This window comes from Leucobacter chromiiresistens (genome assembly GCF_900102345.1).
In the GTDB taxonomy this organism is placed as follows: Bacteria; Actinomycetota; Actinomycetes; order Actinomycetales; family Microbacteriaceae; genus Leucobacter; species Leucobacter chromiiresistens.
Window position 1 is genome coordinate 546,200 of record NZ_FNKB01000001.1, and the last position, 17,808, is coordinate 564,007.

At 72.2% G+C, this 17,808-nt stretch carries 15 protein-coding genes; 10 read left to right on the forward strand and 5 right to left on the reverse strand.

The window, feature by feature from the left end; all coding sequences use genetic code 11:
- Positions 1–130: 130 nt before the first annotated feature.
- Positions 131–391 carry a hypothetical protein gene (locus BLT44_RS02505; protein WP_010155721.1) on the forward strand — a complete coding sequence of 87 codons (261 nt, stop codon included), beginning with the start codon at positions 131–133 and terminating at the stop codon, positions 389–391.
- A gap of 51 nt (positions 392–442) precedes the next feature.
- Here the strand turns inward: BLT44_RS02505 and BLT44_RS02510 are convergent, their stop codons facing one another.
- Together BLT44_RS02510 and BLT44_RS02515 are read right to left on the reverse strand one after the other, a co-directional pair.
- Positions 443–1,315 carry a hypothetical protein gene (locus BLT44_RS02510; protein WP_029608147.1) on the reverse strand — a complete coding sequence of 291 codons (873 nt, stop codon included), beginning with the start codon at positions 1,313–1,315 and terminating at the stop codon, positions 443–445.
- Between the two features lie 207 nt (positions 1,316–1,522).
- Complete coding sequence (locus BLT44_RS02515; protein ID WP_010155719.1) at positions 1,523–5,749, reverse strand: DUF5979 domain-containing protein; 4,227 nt, start codon at positions 5,747–5,749, stop codon at positions 1,523–1,525.
- A gap of 427 nt (positions 5,750–6,176) precedes the next feature.
- Here BLT44_RS02515 and BLT44_RS02520 point away from each other — a divergent pair, with 427 nt between their 5' ends.
- From BLT44_RS02520 to paaZ, 4 genes are read left to right on the forward strand one after another with little or no spacing between them, the layout of a single operon-like run.
- Positions 6,177–7,382, forward strand: coding sequence for a thiolase family protein (locus tag BLT44_RS02520; protein ID WP_010155718.1), 1,206 nt, complete (start codon positions 6,177–6,179; stop codon positions 7,380–7,382).
- Entirely contained in the window at positions 7,379–8,125 is a 747-nt protein-coding gene (locus BLT44_RS02525; protein ID WP_010155717.1) for an enoyl-CoA hydratase/isomerase family protein, read from the forward strand. The genes BLT44_RS02520 and BLT44_RS02525 overlap by 4 nt, the downstream gene beginning before the upstream one ends.
- Positions 8,122–9,075 (forward strand): 3-hydroxyacyl-CoA dehydrogenase family protein, encoded by a 954-nt coding sequence (locus tag BLT44_RS02530; RefSeq protein ID WP_010155716.1) that lies wholly within the window; start codon positions 8,122–8,124, stop codon positions 9,073–9,075. Before BLT44_RS02525 ends, BLT44_RS02530 begins: the two co-directional genes overlap by 4 nt.
- The gene (gene paaZ, locus BLT44_RS02535; protein ID WP_010155715.1) at positions 9,072–11,126 is read left to right on the forward strand and encodes a phenylacetic acid degradation bifunctional protein PaaZ; all 2,055 of its coding nucleotides are present in this window, start codon (positions 9,072–9,074) and stop codon (positions 11,124–11,126) included. Before BLT44_RS02530 ends, paaZ begins: the two co-directional genes overlap by 4 nt.
- Here the strand turns inward: paaZ and BLT44_RS02540 are convergent.
- From BLT44_RS02540 to paaI, 3 genes are all read right to left on the reverse strand, one after another.
- Positions 11,123–11,761: a TetR/AcrR family transcriptional regulator gene (locus BLT44_RS02540; protein ID WP_010155713.1), complete on the reverse strand. Its 639-nt coding sequence runs from the start codon at positions 11,759–11,761 to the stop codon at positions 11,123–11,125. The genes paaZ and BLT44_RS02540 overlap by 4 nt on opposite strands.
- 76 nt (positions 11,762–11,837) lie before the next feature.
- Entirely contained in the window at positions 11,838–13,205 is a 1,368-nt protein-coding gene (locus BLT44_RS02545) for a phenylacetate--CoA ligase family protein (RefSeq protein WP_010155712.1), read from the reverse strand.
- A 53-nt stretch (positions 13,206–13,258) separates the two neighbouring features.
- Positions 13,259–13,735 (reverse strand): hydroxyphenylacetyl-CoA thioesterase PaaI, encoded by a 477-nt coding sequence (paaI, locus tag BLT44_RS02550; protein WP_010155711.1) that lies wholly within the window; start codon positions 13,733–13,735, stop codon positions 13,259–13,261.
- Between the two features lie 194 nt (positions 13,736–13,929).
- Between paaI and paaA the strand changes: the two genes are divergently transcribed.
- The 5 genes from paaA to paaE all read left to right on the forward strand — a co-directional run bounded on the left by paaA (position 13,930) and on the right by paaE (position 17,806).
- Positions 13,930–14,895 (forward strand): 1,2-phenylacetyl-CoA epoxidase subunit PaaA, encoded by a 966-nt coding sequence (paaA, locus tag BLT44_RS02555; RefSeq protein ID WP_010155710.1) that lies wholly within the window; start codon positions 13,930–13,932, stop codon positions 14,893–14,895.
- A 113-nt stretch (positions 14,896–15,008) separates the two neighbouring features.
- A complete protein-coding gene (gene paaB, locus BLT44_RS02560) occupies positions 15,009–15,314 on the forward strand; it encodes a 1,2-phenylacetyl-CoA epoxidase subunit PaaB (RefSeq protein ID WP_010155709.1) in 306 nt (101 codons plus the stop codon).
- Positions 15,311–16,192, forward strand: a complete 882-nt coding sequence (paaC, locus tag BLT44_RS02565; RefSeq protein ID WP_010155708.1) for a 1,2-phenylacetyl-CoA epoxidase subunit PaaC — start codon at positions 15,311–15,313, stop codon at positions 16,190–16,192. Before paaB ends, paaC begins: the two co-directional genes overlap by 4 nt.
- On the forward strand, positions 16,186–16,695 hold the full coding sequence (paaD, locus tag BLT44_RS02570; RefSeq protein WP_029608144.1) for a 1,2-phenylacetyl-CoA epoxidase subunit PaaD: 510 nt from the start codon (positions 16,186–16,188) through the stop codon (positions 16,693–16,695). The genes paaC and paaD overlap by 7 nt, the downstream gene beginning before the upstream one ends.
- 7 nt (positions 16,696–16,702) lie before the next feature.
- Positions 16,703–17,806 (forward strand): 1,2-phenylacetyl-CoA epoxidase subunit PaaE, encoded by a 1,104-nt coding sequence (gene paaE, locus BLT44_RS02575; protein WP_010155705.1) that lies wholly within the window; start codon positions 16,703–16,705, stop codon positions 17,804–17,806.
- Positions 17,807–17,808 lie beyond the last annotated feature (2 nt).

Consider the following 17,808-nt stretch of genomic DNA (forward strand, 5'->3'; position numbering starts at 1 on the left):
TTGTTCGTAAGGACGGCCAAGTTACCGACCGTTCGGCCAGTAATAGAGCGTACACGAAAGGGCCAGCGGCGAGAAGTGCGTGCGCAGTACGATGGACGCCCACTGTTGTCGAGCGAAGGAGCTGAGTCACATGTCCCTGACCCCCCGGAAGAAGCTGGTCGGCTGCGCAGCCGCGATCGGGATCATCGCCGGAGGCCTCTTCGGCGTCGCGTCGCCCGCGCAGGCCGCCGGCTACTCGTACCTGTACCCGACGAACTTCACCACGAAGGCGGACTGCGACGCGAAGCGCGTCACCATGAACTCGACGTGGACCCGCGCGAGCCAGTGCTTCACGATGACCGATCGCGGGGTCGTCGACTGGAAGTTCTCGGTGTCCGTGCGCGGGTACTGAGCGCGGCGCTGGGTTCGCACCGGGCGACGGCACTCGGTGCGGGCCGAGGCGTCACTGCGCGGCGCGCACCGGTTCGAAACTGCTCGGATCGGTGCCGCCCGCCGGTGACAGGAAGATGCGCTGCACGTCGCCGGGATCCGCCGGGTCGAAGACGAGGGGCCGCCGCGCCCCCACCGCCGGCACGTCTCGCGTGCGGAGCGCTGCCGTGCACGCGACCCACCGGCTGACGCCCTCGGAATCCGAGAACCTCGCGACGAGCGGCGCGATCATGCGAGAGGCGCTCGGCTCGGGCAGCGGCGCCTGCGTGATCTCGGCCTCGGTGCGCACGCCCCGAGCGAGCAGCTGCTCGACGACGCGGCCGTTGCGCTCGCGCCGCCGCGCCGCCAGCACCCGCCCGATGAGGCTGAGCACCGTCAGCAGCGCGAACAGCCCGGGCAGCCACCAGGTGCCCGCGTAGAGCGCCCACGCCCCGATGCCCCACGTCTCGTTCTGACCGAATACGGGATCGACGGCCACGCCGACCGCGTCGGGCGCCGCCCACATCGTCGACGCCAGCCAGGTGCCCACGGTGAGCCCCGCCAGCACGATCGTCAACGGCCCGACGATCACGAAGAAGTCGCTGCGGCCACTGTAGCGGTGGTTCCAGGTGCCGTACAGCCCGAGGGTTACGATCAGCCCGAGAATGCCGAGCGGCAGGCCCCACGCCCGGAACGCGATGGGGGTCTCCGTCTCCCAGCTCCCGAAGACGCTGTTGATGCTCATGACGCGCAGCTGCTCGAACACGCCGCCGACCGCGAACCCGAGCACGGTGGCCGCGGCGAGCGCCAGAACGCCGAAGCAGATCGTGGCGATGAGCGCTGAGGCGGTTCCGCGGTGTCGTGCGTGGTCGCGTCGTGCGGCTTCTTGAGGATCTACCAAACTCACCGAACCACGATACCCCGCCGCCGCGCCCGCGGTCCACGGGGCGGCGCGCTCCCCGGCAGTTCCCCGCGCAGCACCCCGGCAGTTCCCCGCGCAATGCCTCGCCTGCGTGCTCGAGGCGCCGCGAATGCAGCCGGGGGGCCGGACGAACCCGTCCGACCGCCCCCGCCGAGCCGCGCGGCTCACACCGCGCGGCTCACTGCACGCGGCTCACTGCACGCGACGACGCCGCACGAGGAGGAGGAGCACTCCGCCCGCCGCGAGGCCCAGTGCGAGCAGCCCGCCGCCGAGCAGCTCACCGCCGGTGACCGCGAGGCCCGGTGCGGTTCCGATCCGGTTCTCCAGGGCGACGCTCGCATCGGCACCACCAGCAGCGCCGGCACCGCCGGCGCCGTCGGCTCCGTCATCGCCGGTCACGGTGAGCACGATGCTCCGCCCCGACCCGTCGATCACGGCTCCCGTCGACTCGGTCGACCACTCGGCGCCGACCCACGTCACGGCCCTCGGCAGATCCGCCTCTGCCTCGGCGAGCGTCACCTCGGTGCCGAGCGGGAGCCCGTCGAGCACGGTCGGCTCTCCGGCGACGAGTTCGAGATCGAACTGCTGCTGCTCGCCCAGGAGGTCGGTCCAGCTCGCACTGACCGGGTAGACGGTGCCTGCGGGCACCTGAGCAGCGCCGTCACCCGTGACCGACTTCGTCAGCGTGAGGCTGCCGAGCTTCGGCGTCACGGTGTTCACGAGGTCGACCGCGAGCGTCTGCGCCGCACCGATGGTGAGCGTCGCGGTGCCGTCGTCGTGGGCGACGATGCCGTCCATCTCCCAGCGCGGCGCGTTCCAGGTGAACGCGCTCGTCGCATCGGGCAGCGCCTCCGCGAGCGTCACCTCGGTGCCGTGCGGGAGATCCCTCCCGAACTCCACCGCGGTGCCGTCGGTCGGGAGCGCGAGCTCGGCGGAGACGGGCTCGCCCGCCTCGAACCACGAGGCCGTCACCGCGACCGATTCGGGAACGCCCGGGGCGCCCGGCTGCACGCCCTCGACGCGCTTCGCGATCGAGAAGGTGCCCGGAGCCCATGCGGCCTCGTTCACCACGGTCACCAGGGTCATCTCGCCCTGCTGATCCGAGACCACGATCTCGGCGCTGCCGTCGCCGTGGTCGGTGACCCGATCGCCGGAGATCGCGATCGTCTTCCAGACGACCGTGTCGATGCCCGGGCGATCGCCCTCGGTGATCGTCACGACCGTGCCGGCGGGCAGGTCGACGCCGAGCGGTGTCGGTTCGACGGCGCTGATCATGAGCTCCTTCGACTGCTCGCCGTTCGCGTCGGTCCAGGTCGCGGTGACCGGGAACCGGGTGTCGGAGTCGACCTCGCCCGCGGCCTCGCCGCCGAGCCCCTTGAGCACGCTGATACCGGCGACGGACGTCGCGGCGTGGTTCTCCAGGAGCACCTGCGCCTCGGCGTCGCGCCCGATCGTGACGGTCGCCGACGCGCCGGAGACGGCGACGCCGTCGCCCGACCAGGTCGGCGATCCCCAGGCGATTCCCGAGCCGTCGGCCAGCGGGGTCTCGGTCAGCTCGACCTGCGTGCCGATCAGCAGCTGTTCGCCGAGCGCGACCGGCGTGCCGTCGGTGGGCACGGTGAGCGTCTTCGAGCCGGGCACGCCGGCCTGCTCCCAGCTCGCCGTGACGGTCACCGCGTCGGGTACGGCCGGGTTGTCGGCTTCGGCACCGGTCACCCGCTTCGCGACGGAGAAGCTGCCCACCGTGCGCTCGACCGAGTTCGTCAGCGTGACCACCGCGGGCTCGGTCGCGTGCGCGGCGGTCACCGTCACGCTCTGCGGCGAGAAGACCGGATCGCCCCAGGTGAACCGGTCGTCGTCGGCGGGCCGGGCCTCGCTCAGCGTGACGGTCGCGCCGATCGGCAGGTCGTCGATGCGCACGGGTTCGCCCGCGGTCACGGTGACTGTGCGATCCGCCTGCGCCGGGAAGTCGGCGCCCAGCGCGGCCGTGTTGATCTTCGCGGTGACCTCGTAGGCCCGTGCGGCATCGACTTCGCCCGCGGCGCCGCCCGCGACCTGCTTCACGAGCGACAGGGCGCCCATCTGCGCACGGTTCTCGAGGTCGACGGTGATGTTGCGCCCGGGCGTGAGGGCCGCGACGGCCGTCTTGCCGCCGTCGCGCACGGTGACGCCGTCCTCGGCCGCAAACACGGGGTCTCCGAACACGACGCCGGGAATCTGCGGGAACTCGGGCTCCGAGAGCACGACGGTCCAGCCGGCGCCGCGGGAGTTGGGGCCGCTGATGCGGTCGCCGTTCAGCGGCACGTCGAGGTCGTACTCGACCTGCACCCGCCCCTGCGGGTCGATCTCCTGCACGTGCACCTGGAAGGTGGTGCCGTCGGGCACGAACGCCGCACCCGGGGTGTCGGCGAGCGACTTGCTGATGCCCACCGAGCCGCGCGAGACGCCCTGCCCGGTGCCGCTGCCGCGGTTGTTCTGCGTGACCGACTTCTCGTACGTCTTCCCGGCGACCTCCGCGGCGTTGCCGTACGCGGTGCCCGGTGCGTCCATGCCGCCGCTCGACGTGCAGGTGGTGTAGCTGATGACGTACTGGTACTCGGCGCTGAATCCGGTGGCGTTCGCACCGCCCGGCTGGGGCAGCTCGGGGCGCGGGATCGTGAACGTGAGCACCCCGTCCTCGTGCTCCGCGGTCACCGAGTCGGTCAGGTCGACGGTGGCGAGGCCGCCGCCGTTCACCTGATCGCGGGCCTGCACCCGCAGGCCGAGCTGCGCCGCGGTGCCGTCGCTCGGGTCGCCCGCGACGCAGACCTCGTGCGCGCCGCTGAGGGTGTCGGTGACGACGAGATCGCTCTCGATCGCCGCGACGCGCTCGCCCGGAACGGTGATGCTCCAGTTGAGCGTGGTCTGCGGCAGGTGCTCGACGCCGTCGAGCGTCACGGCGCTCCCGTTGATGGAGCCGCCCTTGCCCTCGGAGCGGCCGGGCACCTTCGTCTCGGTGCCGGCGACCTGGCCGTTGACCGAGACCTCGTTGGTGTAGGCCGTGCCGCCTGCGGGCAGACCGTCCTGGCTCACGCACGTCGTGTAGGTGATGACGTACCGGTAGTCGGACGCTTTGAAGGCGAATGCGGGATCGGCGATGCCGTAGTCGATGGTGAAGGCCTGCGCCGACTCCGCGGTCACGCTCGGGGCGAGCATGCCGGTGACGTCGCGCTGCAGCTGGTTGCTGGGGCCGTACCGCTCGGTGATCTTGATGCCGCTGATCGTGTCGGGGCACACCTCGTGCCCGGCGCCGAGGGTCTCACTGAACACGAAGCCGTCGCGACCGAGCAGCTGGTCGCCGGGAACGCTGACGGTCCAGGCGATCTTGCCGTTGCGCTCGCCCCCGCCGAGCACAGTGCCAGACTTGGTGAGCGAGCCCTGCCAGGGCCGCGGGTGCACGCCGATGGTGCCGGAGGACTCGCCCCACACATCGACCGTCGCCTCGTTCAGGTATTCGGCGGATTCGGGATCGATCTGCCCGTCGGGCGTGCAGGTGTCGTACGTGACGCGGTAGGTCACGTCGCCGTCGAAGCCGTTCGGCTCGGGCGCGGTGAGGCGGATCGAGAAGTGCTGCGGGTCGGCGCCGGGAACCAGCTGGGCGATGCTCGTCACGTCGACGACGGTGCTGCCGCGCACAGTCTGCACCTTGAGGTTCGCCGGGGTGCAGAGCGCGTGCGCCGTGCCCGAGAGGGTGTCGGCGATGGTGATCGCGTCGTGGGCGCGCATCCGCGAGCCGGGCAGGTCGATGGTCCACTTCATGGACCAGTTATTGGCCTTCATCTCGCCGGCCTTGCTCCAGGTGTCGGGAACCTCGATGCCGTCGTCGATGCCGCCGCCTCCGGGGAGCTCGACGGGAACCTGCTTCCCGTTGAGGTCGAAGACGAGCGCGCGCTCGTCGGTCGCCTCGACCGCGGTGACGTCGAACGCGAACTCCCCGAGCACCAGCTCGGGGAAGAGGGCGACCTGCTCGGTGAGCGTGCACGTGACCACGCCGGTCTCGGCGTCGGCGAGACACGTCGCCCAGTCGACGACCTCGCCGGTCTCGGTGGGGCCGCTGAGCGCGAACGGCACATTGGCCGGAATGTTCAGCTCTCGGGGCAGCCCGATGGTGAAGACGTCGCCGGGGCGGGGCTCGGCGGCGGCCGCGTCCCAGCTCCCGGTCACGGAGACCGTGTCGCCGACGACGAGCTGGCCGCCGGGGCCGGTGCCCCCGCCGATGACGACCTCGTCGACGACGATGGCGGGGTTGGGGGCCGCGTGCGCTGCAGCGGGGATCGCCAGCAGGCCGCTCAGTGCGAGCACTCCTGCGGTGATCGCGGAGACGACTCTTCCGAGCCGGAAGGTGCGGACGCGGGGTCCGTGTGTGGTGTGGGAACGCATGTGCGCGCTTTCTCTCCTCATCTGGGCTGGTTCAGTCCAATGCATGCCGCGGTGGGGCGGGCGTCTCGCGCCGCTCGACCGCCGGCAATCCGCGCCGGCGCGGTGGCTTCCGCAGCGCTCGTGACCGTTCACGGGCGCCTCGGAAGCGGCAGCGGTCGGCCCCCGGGGGTGCGTCGGGGACGGCGTGCAGGAGCCGACTCACCGATAACACGGGGGATAGACGGTTTCGTGACGCGCGTTTCGAGAAGTTTTTTCGGGGCGCTGCGGAATCGCGCAGCCCGCCTGCTGACGCGGACGGCGGGTGCGAGGCGCGGGCGGGAGGCGCGGGTGGTTTGCGCCCGTCGGCGCCGCACCCTATTCTGGTATTCATTACCGAACGGTCAGTCACTAATTCGGCTGACGCGGGCAGACACGGAGGTCAGCGCCCATGCCAGAGGCTTTTCTCGTCGCGGGCGTCCGCACCCCGGTCGGCCGGTACGGCGGCGCGCTCGCGAGCGTGCGCCCCGACGATCTCGCAGCGCTCGCCGTGCGGGCGATCGTCGAACGCACCGGAGTGCCGCAATCGGAGATCGACGAGGTGATCCTCGGCGCCGCCAACCAGGCCGGCGAGGACAACCGCAACGTCGCGCGCATGGCGGCGCTGCTCGCCGGGCTGCCCGACAGCGTGCCCGGGTACACGGTCAACCGCCTCTGCGCCTCGGGCATGACGGCCGTGGCGAGCGCGTCGCAGGCGATCCGCGCCGGAGACGCCGACCTGGTGATCGCCGGCGGCGTCGAGTCGATGACCCGCGCGCCCTGGGTGCAGCAGAAGCCCGACCGGGCCTGGGCGAAACCCGGCCCCCAGTTCGACACGTCGATCGGCTGGCGCTTCACGAACCCCGAACTGCAGCGCCGCGAGCGGGCGACGCTCTCGATGCCCGAGACGGCGGAGGAGGTCGCCCGCCTCGACGGCATCACCCGCGACGACGCCGACGCGTTCGCCGTCGAGAGCCACCGCCGCGCCCTCGCCGCCATCGCGGCCGGCCGCTTCGTCGACGAGATCGTGCCGGTACCCGCGGCCGAGCGGCGCGGCGAGACGCGGATCGTCGACACCGACGAGGGCCCCCGCGCGGGCACCACCTCCGAGGTGCTCGCCGGCCTGCGGCCCGTCGTCGCGGGCGGCGCCGTCGTCACCGCGGGCAACGCGTCGTCGCTGAACGACGGAGCATCGGCGCTGCTCGTCGCGAGCGAGGCGGCGGTGCAACGGCACGGCCTCGCACCGCGGGCGCGCGTGGTGACGAGCGTCTCCGCCGCCCTCGCCCCCGAGATCATGGGGCTGGGCCCCGTTCCCGCCACCGAGCGGGCGCTCGCGCGAGCCGGCCTCTCGATCGACGACATCGGATCGATCGAACTCAACGAGGCCTTCGCCGCCCAGTCGCTCGCCTGCATGCGCCGCCTCGGCCTCGACCCCGCCCGCGTCAACGCCGACGGCGGGGCGATCGCCCTCGGCCATCCCCTCGGCTCATCGGGATCGCGACTGCTCGTGACCCTCCTCGGCCGCATGGAGCGCGAGGGATCGCGCTACGGGCTCGCGACCATGTGCGTCGGCGTCGGTCAGGGCACGGCGACCATCATCGAGCGGCTGGCGCCATGACCGGCCCGGCGCTGCGAGTCGAGGATCGCGGCGACTTCGTGCTCGCCACCCTCGATCGGCCGGAGAAGCGCAATGCGATCGACCGCGCCGTCGTCGACGCACTGCACGCGCTGTGCGCCGACCTCGAGTCGCAGCCGCGCACGCTGGTGCTGCGCGGGGCGGGGGGCAGCTTCGCCGCGGGTGCGGACATCGCGCAGCTGCGCGAGCGCACCGCCGCCGACGCGCGCGCGGGCATCAACACGCGCGCCTTCATGCGCGTGCACGCCCTGCCCATGCCGGTGATCGCCGTGCTCGACGGGCACGCGCTGGGCGGCGGCGCCGAGCTCGCCTACAGCGCCGACATCCGCATCGGCACGCACGCCCTCACGATCGGCAACCCCGAGCCCGGGCTCGGCATCATCGCGGCCGCCGGGGCGAGCTGGCGGCTGCGCGAGATCGTCGGCGACGGGCTCGCGGCCGAGATGCTGCTCGCCGGACGCATCCTCACGGGCGCGGAGGCGTTCGCCGCCGGCCTCATCACCCACCTCCACGACGACGGCGATGCGGCGTTCGCGGCCGCCGCGGCCATCGCGCAGCGCATCGCCCGACTCGATGCCGCCGCCGTGCAGGCGTCGAAGCGCGTGCTCGGCGCGCCCCGCTCCGCGCACCCCCAGATCGACCTCGCCGAGCAGGCGATCCTCTTCGACAGCCCCGAGAAGCACCGGCGCATGACCGCCTTCCTCGAGCGAAAGCAGCAGCGATGAGCGCAAACGACACGACGAACGCCGACACGACCTCCCCCGCCGTTCCGGAGCGCGTCGGCGTGCTCGGCGGTGGGCGCATGGGCGCCGGCATCGCGCACGCCTTCCTCATGGCCGGCAGCTCCGTCGTCGTGGTCGAGCAGAGCGACGCCGCAGCTGAGGCCGCGCGGGAGCGCATCGAGCGGAGCATTGCCGCGTCGATCGCGCGCGGGCACGCCGGCGATCCCGAGCGGCTCGCACGGGCCCTCGCCGTCACCACCGGCGTCGCCGCGTTCGCGGGGTGCGCGCTCGTGATCGAGGCGGTGCCCGAATCGCTCGAGCTCAAGACGCGCGCGCTCGCCGAGATCGAGCAGCAGCTCGCGCACGACGCCGTCATCGCGTCGAACACCTCGTCGATCCCCCTCGCCCGGCTCGCCGACGCCCTCGAGCACCCCGAGCGCTGCATCGGCCTCCACTTCTTCAATCCCGTGCCGGCGTCGTCGCTGATCGAGGTGGTGGTGAGCCCGAGCACCGCGCCCCGACTGCCCGAGGTCGCGGCCGGATGGGCGCGCGCCCTCGGCAAGACGCCGATCACCGTGCGAGACGCCCCGGGCTTCGCGTCGAGCCGCCTGGGCGTGGCGCTCGCACTCGAAGCGATGCGCATGGTCGAGCAGGGCGTCGCCAGCGCGACCGACATCGATCTCGCGATGGAGCTCGGTTACCGGCACCCCGTCGGGCCCCTGCGCACCACCGACATCGTCGGGCTCGACGTGCGGCTCGGCATCGCCGAGCAGCTCGAACGCGAGCTCGGCCCCGCCTTCGCACCGCCGCAGCTGCTGCGCGACCTGGTGGCGGAGGGGCGCCTGGGCCGCAAGAGCGGCAGCGGCTTCTACGAGTGGCCGGCGCCCGACGCCGCCCCCGCGCCCGCGCCCCACCCCTCATCCGATCCCGGCACGACAGGAGCCCCCCAATGACCCGAACGCTGCAGAGCTACGTCCAGGACGCCTGGTGGAGCCCGGCCGATGCCGCCGGAGGGGCGGAGGTGCGCGACGCCACCACGGGCGAGACGGTCGCCGTCGTCTCGAGCGCGGGGCTCGACCTCGCCGGCGCGATGGCGCACGCCAGGCGGGTCGGCCAGCGCCACCTCGGCGAGCTCACCTTCCATCAGCGAGCGGTGATCCTGAAGCAGCTCGCCCTCGCGCTCACCGAGCGGAAGGCCGAGCTGTACGAGCTCTCCACGCGCACCGGCGCCACGCAGGCCGACTCGTGGGTCGACATCGACGGCGGCATCGGGGTGCTCTTCACCTATTCGGGCAAGGGCCGCCGCGAGCTGCCGAACGCCCGCGTGCAGCTCGACGGCCCCGTCGAGCCGCTGTCGAAGGACGGCACGTTCCTCGGCCGCCACATCAGAACCACGCTGCCCGGCGTCGCCGTGCAGATCAACGCCTTCAACTTCCCGGTGTGGGGCGCCCTCGAGAAGCTCGCACCCGCGTTCCTCGCCGGCATGCCCACGATCGTGAAGCCGGCGACCCCCGGCGCGTACGTCACCGAGCACCTGGTGCGCATCATCGTCGAATCGGGGCTGCTGCCCGCCGGGTCCCTGCAGCTCGTCACCGGCTCGATCCGCGAGGTGTTCGACCACGCGCGACTCGGCGACGTGGTCTCGTTCACCGGCTCGGCCGCCACCGCCGACGCCCTGCGGCGCCACGACGCGGTGCAGACGGGCGGGGTCGTCTTCGGCGCCGAGACCGACTCGATCAACGCCTCGGTGCTCGGCCCCGACGCGGTGCCCGGCACGCCCGAGTTCGACGCCTACGTGCGGCAGCTCGTCGCCGAGATGACCGCGAAGGCCGGGCAGAAGTGCACGGCCATCCGCCGCGCCATCGTGCCGCATGCACTCATCGACCCGCTCGTCGACGCGGTGCGCGATCGGATCGCCGCGAAGGTCGTCGTCGGCGACCCGCGGGAGGCGGCGACCACCATGGGCCCGCTGGCCTCGATCGAGCAGCGCGACGAGGTGCTGCGCCAGGTGCAGGCGCTGGTCGACGGCGGCGGCCGCGTCGTCATCGGCGAGGGCCAGCGACCGGGCGAGCAGACGGCGTTCGTGGAGCCGATCCTGCTGCGCTTCGACGACGCGCTCGCGCCCCGGGTGCACGACACCGAGGCCTTCGGCCCCGTCGCATCGCTGATCGGGTACGCGACCCCCGAGGAGGCGGCGGAGCTCGTCGTGCGCGGCGGCGGATCCCTCGTCACGAGCGTGGCCTCGGCGGATCCGGTGTTCGTCGCCGGCCTCACGCGCATGAGCGCGTCCGCGAACGGGCGCATGCTCGTGCTCGACCGCACCGACGCCCGCACCTCGACCGGGCACGGCTCGCCGCTGCCGAACCTCGTGCACGGCGGCCCGGGCCGCGCGGGCGGCGGCGAGGAGCTCGGCGGGGTGCGCAGCGTCTACCACTACATGCAGCGCACCGCGATCCAGGGCAGCCCCGAGATGCTCACCGCCGTCACCGGCGTGTGGCACGCGGGTGCGGCGACCCGCGACGAGGCCCACCCGTTCCGCAAGCCGCTGCAGGAGCTGCGGGTCGGCGATCGCGTGGTGTCGGAGGAGCGGGAGGTCACGCTCGACGACATCGCGCACTTCGCGGAGTTCACGGGCGACACGTTCTACGCCCACACCGACGAGGCCGCGGCGGCCGCGAACCCGTTCTTCCCCGGCCGCGTCGCCCACGGCTACCTGCTGCTGTCGTTCGCCGCCGGCCTCTTCGTCTCGCCCGAGCCCGGGCCGGTGCTCGCGAACTACGGCCTCGAGCACCTCCGCTTCATCACGCCCGTGTCGCCGGGCGACCGCATCAGGGTCGCGCTCACCGCGAAGCAGATCATCCCCCGCGAGACCGACGAGTACGGCGAGGTGCACTGGGACGCGGTGCTCACCAATCACCGCGACGAGGTCGTCGCCACGTACGACGTGCTCACGCTGGTGTCGAAGTCGCACGAGGCGGTCGCCGCCCCGGCACCGCGGGGTTAGCGGAAGTCGGCCACCTCGTTGACCCTGAGGCCCGAGCGCACGTAGGCGAGCACAGCGTCGGCGAGCGCCTCGGGCGTCTCGGGGCCGTCGGGGCGGTACCACTCGACCAGCGAGTTCACCAGGCCGAACGTGAACCGCGCGGCGAGGCCGGGGTCGAGGTCGTCGCGCAGCGCGCCCTCGCTCCGTGCGCGCTCGAAGATCGCGCGCAGCCGGGCGGTCAGGGCGCGGCGCCGCTCCAGGGCGCGCAGCTCCACCTCGGAGTTGCCGTGCAGCCGCAGCAGCAGGATCAGGTAGGGCTGCTGCTCGCAGGCGACGAGCACCGCGGCGCGTACGATCTCGGTGATCCGCCCCACGGCCCCGGCCGGGGCGCCTCCGGCCTCCGCCTCCGCCTCGGCCTCGTCGAAGACCCGCTCCAGTGCGCCGAGCGCGCGCTCGAGCGCGATCTCGAGCATCTCGGCCTTCGAGGCGAAGTGGTGGTACACCGCCGACTTCGAGAGCCCGAGCCGGCTCGCGATCATGCCGAGCGACGAGGCGTCGTATCCGTGATCGGTGAAGACCTCGACGATGACCTCGAGCATGCTGCTCTGGTCGTACCCCGGCCGCCCCCTGCGGGGTGCGGCGTCCGAGCTCTCCATAGATCTTTCCCCTCAGGCGCGGCCCCGCGGCTCGCGAGGCGTGCACGCGGCCTTCCGCGTCGCCTGCAAATCTACCTCAGGCGGGCGAGGCGCCGGCCCGCAGGTCGTAGAGGCGCTTGAGCTTGCCCTCCGAGCGCGGCAGCGATCCCGTCGGCGCGAGTTCGGCTGCGATCGTCGCCCCGATGCGATCCTTCACGCACTTCTGCAGGCGTCGCAGCGCGGCGTCGGCGCCCGCGGGGTCCGCGTCGGGATCGGCCTCGATCCTGATCGTGAGGTGATCGAGCGCGGCCCGCTTCGTGAGTTCGAGCACGAAGTGGCTCGTCAGCCCCTCGACCTCGCACGCGATCTCCTCGATCTGAGTGGGGAAGAGGTTGACGCCGCGCAGAATGATCATGTCGTCGTTGCGTCCCGTGATCTTCGCGATGCGCCGGTGCGCGGGCCGGCCGGTGCCGGGGTGGAGCGAGGTGAGGTCGCGCGTGCGGTAGCGGATCATGGGGAACGCCTCCTTCGAGAGCGTGGTGAAGACGAGCTCCCCGGTCTGGCCGTCGGGCACCTGCTGCAACCGCTCGTCGATGATCTCGGGCAGGAAGTGATCCTCCCAGATGTGCGGGCCGTCCTGCGTCTCGACGCACTCGCTGCCCACGCCGGGGCCCATCATCTCCGAGAGGCCGTAGATGTCGACGGCGCGGATGCCCATCCGCTCCTCGAGCTCGCGCCGCATCGCCTCGGTCCAGGGCTCCGCGCCGCAGATCGCGACCTTGAGGCTCGTGCCGCGGGGGTCGAGGCCGGCCCGCTCGAACGCGTCGGCGATGGTGAGCAGGTAGCTGGGGGTGCACATGATCGCGTCGGGCTCGAAGTCGCGGATCAGCTGCACCTGCTTCTCGGTCTGCCCGCCCGACATGGGGATCACCACGCAGCCGAGCCGCTCGATGCCGGCGTGCGCGCCGAGCCCGCCGGTGAACAGGCCGTACCCGTAAGCGTTGTGGACGCGCCAGCCGGGGCGCACCCCTGCGGCGTAGAGCGATCGGGCGATGAGATCGGCCCAGGTGTCGAGGTCGCGCTCCGTGTAGCCGACGACGGTGAGCCTGCCGGTGGTGCCGGATGAGGCGTGCACGCGGCGCACCTCGTCCATGGGCACGGCGAAGAGCCCGAAGGGGTAGTGGTCGCGCAGGTCGCTCTTCGTGGTGAAGGGCAGCTTCTCGATGTCGGCGAGCGCGCGGATGTCGTCGGGGTGCACGCCCGCCGCGGCGAACCTCTCGCGGTAGAACGGCACGTTCTCGTACGCGTGGCGCACCGTCCACTGCAGGCGCTCGAGCTGGAGCGCCTCGAGCTCGGCGCGGGTCAGCCGCTCCGCGGCGTGGAGGGCGTCGGGCTGCCCTCCGCCCGAAGCGGGCGCGGGTGCGACGGCGGCGGGGGCGACGGGATCGTGGGTCTCGGTGATCATGGATTCGCTCTTTCGTCTTCGAAGGCTCAGGGGCGGGCAGGCTGGGGGGCAAGCTAGGGGTCGGTCAGGGGCGGGAGGGGCCGGTCGGTGGCGAACGACCGGCCCCGGAACTCGGCGATCGTGTCGCCGCGCTGGTCGCGCACGGTGATGTCGTAGAGCCCGTTGCGCCCCGACACCCATCGCCGCTCGGCGACGGCGGTGAGCGTGTCGCCGGCGCGGCTGGCGCGGGTGAAGGTGATGTCGACGCCGGAGGCGACGACGGCGTGCTCGCCCTCGTTGCACGCGTAGGCGAAGGCCGTGTCGGCGAGGGTGAAGACCATGCCGCCGTGCGTGATGCCGAAGCCGTTGACCATGTCGTCGCGCACGGTCATGGCGAGCTCGGCTCGGCCGCGCTCGAGTGCGCGGAGGCGGATGCCGAACGCGGTCTTCGCGGTGTCGGCCTGCAGCATGGCGGTGGCGGCCCAGCTCGGGTCGAAGGCGATGCGATCCTCGATGCCGTCCTGCGGCATCACGTCTGCGGGTGTACTCATGTGGCGCTCCATTGCGTCGGTGGGAACGGTGCGCCTCTCCCCTTTGCGGTGCCGCGGGGGGAGGCGTATACTGACTGAATGGTCGGTCAGTAATTCCGTTGACGACTCTACCACCAGTGTTCCGCCCGTGGCGAGACTTCACGAGCATTCGCACCGGCCGATCCCGAACCCGCACCCAGACACGGAGGCATCAGATGACATCGACGACCGATGAACTCGCCGAAGTCGCCGAGCAGCAGCGCTTCGACGCCCTGATCGCAGACGAGCAGCGCATCGAGCCCCGGGACTGGATGCCCGAGGCGTACCGCCGCACCCTCATCCGGCAGATCTCGCAGCACGCGCACTCCGAGATCATCGGCATGCAGCCCGAGGCGAACTGGATCACGCGCGCCCCGAGCCTCAAGCGCAAGTCCATCCTCATCGCGAAGGTGCAGGACGAGGCGGGCCACGGGCTCTACCTCTACTCGGCCGCGCAGACCCTCGGCATCACCCGCGAGGAGATGACCGACGCGCTCATCGAGGGCCGCGCCCGCTACTCGTCGATCTTCAACTACCACACGCCGACCTGGGCCGACATGGGCGCCATCGGCTGGCTCGTCGACGGCGCCGCGATCTGCAATCAGGTGCCGCTCTGCCGCGCCTCCTACGGCCCCTACGGCCGCGCGATGGTGCGCATCTGCAAAGAGGAGTCCTTCCACCAGCGCCAGGGGTTCGAGATTCTGTACGAGCTCTCCCACGGCACCGCCGAGCAGAAGCGCATGGCGCAAGACGCGGTCGACCGCTGGTACTGGCCCTCGCTCATGATGTTCGGCCCGAGCGACGACGCATCGCCCAACTCGGCGCAGTCGATGGCCTGGAAGATCAAGCGGTTCTCGAACGACGAGCTGCGCCAGCGCTTCGTCGGCATGTGCGTGCCGCAGTTCGAGGCGCTCGGCCTCGAGTGCCCCGACCGCGACCTGCGCTACGACGAGGAGACGGGCCGGTGGATCATGGGCGAGATCGACTGGAACGAGTTCTCCGAGGTGCTCGCCGGCCGCGGCCCCGCCAACGCCGAGCGCCTCCGCCACCGGCGCGAGGCCCACGACGACGGCGCCTGGGTGCGCGAGGCCGCCGCCGCCTACGCGCAGAAGATGCAGGATCGCCGCCGCTTCGCGGCCTGACGCCCGCCGAGCGGCGAACCCCGCGCACCGAGCGCTGAGCCCCGCGCCCGGCACCGAACCCCGCGCACCCCGCCCGCCGGGGCGGCGCACGCAGCAGATACGAGGAGACGAAGATGTCGACACCCGGAGAGACGGGCACCGAGGCCTGGCCCCTGTGGGAGGTGTTCATACGCGCGAACCGCGGACTGAGCCACGTGCACGCGGGATCCCTGCACGCTCCCGATGAGGCGATGGCCCTCCGCAACGCCCGCGACCTCTACACGCGGCGCCACGAGGGCGTCTCGATCTGGGTCGTGCCGGCGGCGGCGATCACCACCAGCGACCCGGATTCGAAGGGCGTGTTCTTCGAGTCGCCCGCGGGCAAGAACTTCCGCCACGCCGTCTACTACGCCCGCGCCGAAGGGGTGAAGCACCTGTGAGCGCGCAGACGAAGCCGGAGGCTGCCACGGCGCAGACGGCGACGGCGCGCCCGGACGCGGCCGACCCGCACGGCGACGTCAGCGTCGACGACCTCGAACTCGCCGACGAGCTGACCGGAGCCGGCGCCGGCGCCTCGGCGACGCCCGACACGGCCGAGTACGCGCTGCGACTCGGAGACGACGCCCTGATCCTCGCCCAGCAACTCGGCTGGTGGGTGTCGCGCGGGCCCGAGCTCGAGGAGGATCTCGCGCTGAGCAACATCGCGCTCGACCTGCTCGGGCACGCGCGCTCCCTGCTGCACTACGCGGGCAGCGCGACCGGGCGCAGCGAAGACGACCTGGCGTTCTGGCGCGACGAGCCCGAGTTCCGCAACTGCTGGCTGGTCGAGCAGCCGAACGGCCACTACGGCGACACGATCGCCCGCCAGTTCCTCTTCTCGGCGTACCAGGCCGAACTGTACCGCGAGCTGCTCGGCAGCAGTGATGCGACCCTCAGCGCCATCGCCGGGAAGGCCGAGCGGGAGGTGCGCTACCACCTCGACCACTCGGCCCAGTGGATGCTGCGGCTCGCGCTCGGCACCGACGCATCGCGCACCCGCATCACCGCGTCGCTGCGCGACCTGTGGCCGTACGTCGACGAGCTCTTCGCCGACGACGAACTCGCCGAGCGCCTCGCCGGCGTCGCCCCGCGCCCGAGCGCGCTGCGCGCCGGCTTCGATCGCACGGTGGGCGCGGTGCTCGCCGAGGCCGAGCTCGACGCCCCCGACGTGCAGCCGGCGCTCGCGCGCGGGCGTCGCGGCTTGCACAGCACGCGGCTCGGCTACCTGCTCGCCGAGATGCAGTGGCTCCCCCGACGGCATCCCGGAGCATCGTGGTGACCGCGGGGCGCCCCGCCGAACCCGAGGCGGCGCGGGTCTGGGACATCGCGGCGGAGGTGCCGGATCCCGAGGTGCCCGTGCTCACCATCGCAGACCTGGGCGTGCTCCGCACCGTCTCCACCGCCGCCGACGAGGTGCGCGTCGTGCTGACGCCCACCTATTCGGGGTGCCCCGCCATCGACCAGATGCGCGACGACGTCGCCCAGCGGCTGCGCGCCGCCGGCTATGCGCGCGTGCGCGTCGACACCACGCTCAGCCCGGCGTGGACGACCGACTGGATGAGCGAGGCGGGCAAGCGCAAGCTCGCCGCGTACGGCATCGCGCCCCCCGACTTCCGGTCGGCGGCGCGCTCGGGGCCGATCCCCGTCGCCCTCGCGGTCAAGTGCCCGCGCTGCCACTCGACCCGCACCCGCGAGATCGCCCGGTTCGGCTCGACCTCGTGCAAAGCCCTGTACGAGTGCCGCGAGTGCCTCGAGCCGTTCGACTACTTCAAGGTCCACTAGGAGCATCATGGCCGCCATCAACCTGGGCGCGCGGCAGCGCGCGACGTTCCACGAACTCCGGGTCGCCGAGGTGCGCCCGCTGACCGAATCGAGCGTCGAGGTGACGTTCGAGGTTCCCGATCGGCTCGCACCCGACTTCGCCTACCTCGCCGGGCAGTACCTCGCCCTGCGCGCCACGGTCGACGGCGAGGATCTGCGCCGCTCGTACTCGATCTGCCGCCCCCCGACGCCGGGCCGCATCTCCGTCGCCGTCAAGCGAGACCTCGGCGGCCGCTTCTCCACCTGGGCGAACGACTCGCTGCGACCCGGCGACACCCTGCAGGTGATGACGCCGCAGGGCGCCTTCACCTCGAACCTCGACGAGCTCGACGGCCGCCACGTCGTCGGCGTCGCCGCCGGCTCCGGCATCACCCCGATCATCACGATGGCGCACCGGGTGCTCACGCACAGCGAGACGAGCCGCTTCGATCTCCTCTTCACGAACCGGTCGTCGCTCGACGTCATGTTCGTCGAGGAGCTCGCCGACCTCAAGGACCGGTATCCGCAGCGCTTCGCCATCCACCACGTGCTCTCCCGCGAGCAGCGGTCGGCGCCGGTGATGTCTGGGCGACTCGACGAGGATCGCCTGCGCACCATCCTGGGCACCGTGATCCCGGTCGATCAGACCGACGAATGGGTGCTCTGCGGCCCCTTCGAGCTCGTGCAGCTGTGCCGCGACCTGCTGGCCGAGCTCGGCGTCGACCCGGCGCACGTGCGCTTCGAGCTGTTCTCGACCGGCGAGCCCGCCCCCACCCGGGCGCGCCCCGTCGAAGTGCGCGCCGGCGAGCGCACGATCGCGATCGACTTCACCCTCGACGGCACCTCCGCGAGCGTCGAGAGCCCCGTCAGCGCGCACGAGACCATTCTGAACGCCGCCCTGCGCGTGCGCAGCGACGTGCCGTTCGCCTGCGCCGGCGGCGTCTGCGGCACCTGCCGCGCTCGGGTGGTCGAGGGATCGGTGTCCATGACCGAGAACTACGCCCTCGAAGCCGACGAGATCGAGCGCGGCTACGTGCTCACCTGCCAGTCCCACCCGCAATCAGACCGCGTCGTCGTCGACTACGACGCGTGACC

What these genes read in the sequence shown, in the direction of transcription:
- BLT44_RS02505 (WP_010155721.1), top strand. Translation starts at nt 131, where the DNA reads ATGTCCCTGACCCCCCGGAAGAAGCTGGTCGGCTGCGCAGCCGCGATC.
- BLT44_RS02515 (WP_010155719.1), bottom strand. Translation starts at nt 5,749, where the DNA reads ATGCGTTCCCACACCACACACGGACCCCGCGTCCGCACCTTCCGGCTC.
- BLT44_RS02520 (WP_010155718.1), top strand. Translation starts at nt 6,177, where the DNA reads ATGCCAGAGGCTTTTCTCGTCGCGGGCGTCCGCACCCCGGTCGGCCGG.
- BLT44_RS02525 (WP_010155717.1), top strand. Translation starts at nt 7,379, where the DNA reads ATGACCGGCCCGGCGCTGCGAGTCGAGGATCGCGGCGACTTCGTGCTC.
- BLT44_RS02530 (WP_010155716.1), top strand. Translation starts at nt 8,122, where the DNA reads ATGAGCGCAAACGACACGACGAACGCCGACACGACCTCCCCCGCCGTT.
- paaZ (WP_010155715.1), top strand. Translation starts at nt 9,072, where the DNA reads ATGACCCGAACGCTGCAGAGCTACGTCCAGGACGCCTGGTGGAGCCCG.
- BLT44_RS02540 (WP_010155713.1), bottom strand. Translation starts at nt 11,761, where the DNA reads ATGGAGAGCTCGGACGCCGCACCCCGCAGGGGGCGGCCGGGGTACGAC.
- BLT44_RS02545 (WP_010155712.1), bottom strand. Translation starts at nt 13,205, where the DNA reads ATGATCACCGAGACCCACGATCCCGTCGCCCCCGCCGCCGTCGCACCC.
- paaI (WP_010155711.1), bottom strand. Translation starts at nt 13,735, where the DNA reads ATGAGTACACCCGCAGACGTGATGCCGCAGGACGGCATCGAGGATCGC.
- paaA (WP_010155710.1), top strand. Translation starts at nt 13,930, where the DNA reads ATGACATCGACGACCGATGAACTCGCCGAAGTCGCCGAGCAGCAGCGC.
- paaB (WP_010155709.1), top strand. Translation starts at nt 15,009, where the DNA reads ATGTCGACACCCGGAGAGACGGGCACCGAGGCCTGGCCCCTGTGGGAG.
- paaE (WP_010155705.1), top strand. Translation starts at nt 16,703, where the DNA reads ATGGCCGCCATCAACCTGGGCGCGCGGCAGCGCGCGACGTTCCACGAA.